A 2,746-nucleotide genomic window follows, 5' to 3' on the forward strand; every position below is an offset into this window, starting at 1 on the left:
GTGCCGTCGGCGACCAGCGCGCGCAGGAGGTCGGCCTGGGCCGCCGCGACGCGCTCGCGAGGGGAGCTCACCGGGACGCCTCGACGACGGCGCGGATGCTGGCGAGTTCTCCGGACAGCTCGGCGTCGGTGGGGTAGGCGTCGTCGCGCTCCAGCAGCACGCCGGGCGGGCGCACGCGCGAGCACAGTTCGCCGAGCAGGTCGAGCACGGGCGCGGGCACGGCGTGCGCGTGCGTGTCGTGGTAGACGCCGTGCTCGTCGGCGCCGCCGGCCACGTGCACGTATGCCAAGCGCTCCAAGGGGATCACGTCGAGGAAAGCCTGCGCGTCGGTGCCGAGGTTGAGGGAGTTGGCGTGCAGGTTGGCCACGTCGATGAGCAGCCAGCAGTCGGTGCGCTCGACCAGCTCGGCCAGGAACTCGCCCTCGGTGAGGTCGGCGCCCGGCCACTCCAGGAGCGCGGCGACGTTCTCCAGCGCGAGCGGGACGCTCAACGCCGCCTGCGCCTGCTTCACGTTGGCGCACAACACGTCCAGCGCGTCGCGGGTGCGGGGGACGGGCATCAGGTGCCCAGCCTCCAAGCCGCCCGCGCGCACGAAGGCCACATGGTCGCTGACCAGCGGCGCTCCGACCAGGTCAGCGATCGCGCCGAGGTGTTCGACCCGGGACATGTCGAGCGGGTCGGCCCCGCCCAGCGACAGCGACACCGCGTGCGGGATCACCGGGGTGCCGCGCTCGCGCAGCAATTGGAGGGATTCGGGCAGGTCGTGGGCGTGCAGGTTCTCCGCGACCACCTCGACGAAGTCCACGCCGGGCAGGCGCTCCACCGTCAGGTCGATCTCCTCGCGCCAGCCGATGCCGACGCCGAACTCCGGGATCGCGCTCACGAACCGCCTCCTCCACCACCGCAACCGCCACCACCGCCGCAGGACGAGGACGAGCTCCCGCAGGAGGACGACGAACTCCCGCACGACGACGATGACGAAGAGCTCCCGCAGGAGCTACCGCACGAGTATCCACCGGCGACGGAGCACGTGGTGGAGACGAGCCCGGAGCCGGACTCGGTCGACGGCACGGAGCCCTTGCGGATCGCGCGCCGCGTCTCCACGTCGGGGTGCGCTCCGACGCCGCCGTAGATCACGGCGTTCACCGTCAGGGGCTCGACGGCGGGGCTGGAGTTCAGCGCGCGCCTGCCAGCGGCGGTGCGCAGCGGCAGCTTCCACCGCAGCAGGATCAGTGACATCGCCAGCCCGACGAACGGCAGGAAGACCAGGTCGGTCTCGCCGAGGAACAGCACGACGAACGCCAGCAGGTGCAGCACGAGCGCGGGATAGACCGCGCGCCGCGCCCGCAGCGACTGGGCGGGGCCGTTGGCGAGGCCCTCCTCCACGAGCCGGTCGCGGACCGCCTTGACCTTGTCCGAGCGGTAGATCCAGTTGCTCAACCCCCGCAGGGAGATCGCGCTACTCGCGCGGTCGAGCACCAGCTCCTCGACCGCGTCCGCCCAGAGCGAGCCCTGGATCGCGCGGAACTGCCCGGTCGTCCGAGACAGCCGCAGCGCCTTGGTCTCGTGCAGGCGCACCACGCACACCTCGACCACCCGGCGGGGACCGCCCGCGAGGTAGGCCAGCTCCGTCGGCGTCAGCGGTCGCTGCGCGTACGCGCACGGACGGATCTGGATCAGGAAGCGGGTCAGGAAAGCCCACCCGAGCGAGCCGACCAGGACGATCGACCACAGCATGACGTCCATCAGTACCCCCCTCCTCCGCCGGTGCAGGCGTTGTAGCTCCCGCCGCCGTGACCGGTCGAGCACGTGTGGGTGTCGCGTCCCGAACCAGTGCGCCGCCCCTTCGGGCGGTCGGGGACGTGCGGCACCCGGGCCGGACGCAGCTCCTGCGCGTACAGCCGCAGGGTCTCGTCCGGGAAGTGCTGGAATCCTTGCAGAGCAACCGGTCCGGCCGCCGGGTGGGGCAGCGCGGAGCCGGCTTCCTCGGCGAGCCGCGCTCCGCCGGTGGTCGCCGTGCCGAGCGGGCGGCAGGCGAACGCGAAGACGGCGATCGGCAGTGCTGCCAACGGGATCGAGACGACGAGCAGCCACGGCTGGAGCAGGACAGCGACCACACCGAGCGCGGTGAGCGCGAACAGGGGCAGGGCGGCGCGTCGCACCTTCGTCCGGTCCTGCTCGCTGATCGCCAGGCCGTTCGCGATCAGCCTGTCCGCCACCAAGTGCATCGCGTCGTGCCCGACCACCCGCGTCGTGAGCGCGGAGACCGTCACGGCGACGCTCAGCGGAGCCGCTTCCAGCACGGCCTCTTCGATCTCGTTCTCCGCCAAGGCGTTCTCCGTGCGCACGAGACCGCCGAGCCTGGTCGTGCGCAGCTGCCCGTCGTGCAGCAGCCGCGCGATCGCGGCCTCGGCGACGCGGTGCTGACCGCCCCGGAGATAGGCGACGTCGCGCCAAGTCAGCTCAGTGACCGAAGTGTCCACAGTGGACTTGACAAGCGCGGATCGGCGCATCCACACGGTCAGCAAGGCCAGGCCGACCACAGAAGTTCCGTACGCGACAAGGAAAACCGTACTCATGCCCGCCCCCAGCTCTCCTCAGTGGACACAACGCCCCACTCGTGGTCTTCCCACGAGTGGGGCGCGTGCTCAGTACGGCCGCGGTCTGGTCGGCGGAGGAGGTTCCACCCGATATCCACCCCCAGCAGGGGACATCGAGCTCACCCGCCTCCGCCTCCACCGCAGCC

At 71.6% G+C, this 2,746-nt stretch carries 3 protein-coding genes; all 3 read right to left on the reverse strand.

Annotated elements, in window-relative coordinates:
- Positions 1–67: 67 nt before the first annotated feature.
- Genes CCN37_RS37525 through CCN37_RS37535 form a run of 3 tightly spaced genes read right to left on the reverse strand, consistent with a single transcriptional unit; the run spans position 68 to position 2,579 of the window.
- Entirely contained in the window at positions 68–874 is an 807-nt protein-coding gene (locus CCN37_RS37525; protein ID WP_086830174.1) for a DUF692 domain-containing protein, read from the reverse strand.
- Positions 875–879: 5 nt separating this feature from the next.
- Entirely contained in the window at positions 880–1,746 is an 867-nt protein-coding gene (locus CCN37_RS37530) for a TIGR04222 domain-containing membrane protein (protein ID WP_086830169.1), read from the reverse strand.
- On the reverse strand, positions 1,746–2,579 hold the full coding sequence (locus CCN37_RS37535; RefSeq protein WP_086830172.1) for a TIGR04222 domain-containing membrane protein: 834 nt from the start codon (positions 2,577–2,579) through the stop codon (positions 1,746–1,748). The genes CCN37_RS37530 and CCN37_RS37535 overlap by 1 nt, the downstream gene beginning before the upstream one ends.
- Between the last annotated feature and the right edge of the window lie 167 nt (positions 2,580–2,746).

Source organism: Allokutzneria sp. NRRL B-24872, assembly GCF_002155965.1.
In the GTDB taxonomy this organism is placed as follows: Bacteria; Actinomycetota; Actinomycetes; order Mycobacteriales; family Pseudonocardiaceae; genus Allokutzneria.

Bases quoted from the DNA above. Each gene is read 5' to 3' on its own strand.
- CCN37_RS37530 (WP_086830169.1), bottom strand. From the start codon at position 1,746: ATGGACGTCATGCTGTGGTCGATCGTCCTGGTCGGCTCGCTCGGGTGG.
- CCN37_RS37535 (WP_086830172.1), bottom strand. From the start codon at position 2,579: ATGAGTACGGTTTTCCTTGTCGCGTACGGAACTTCTGTGGTCGGCCTG.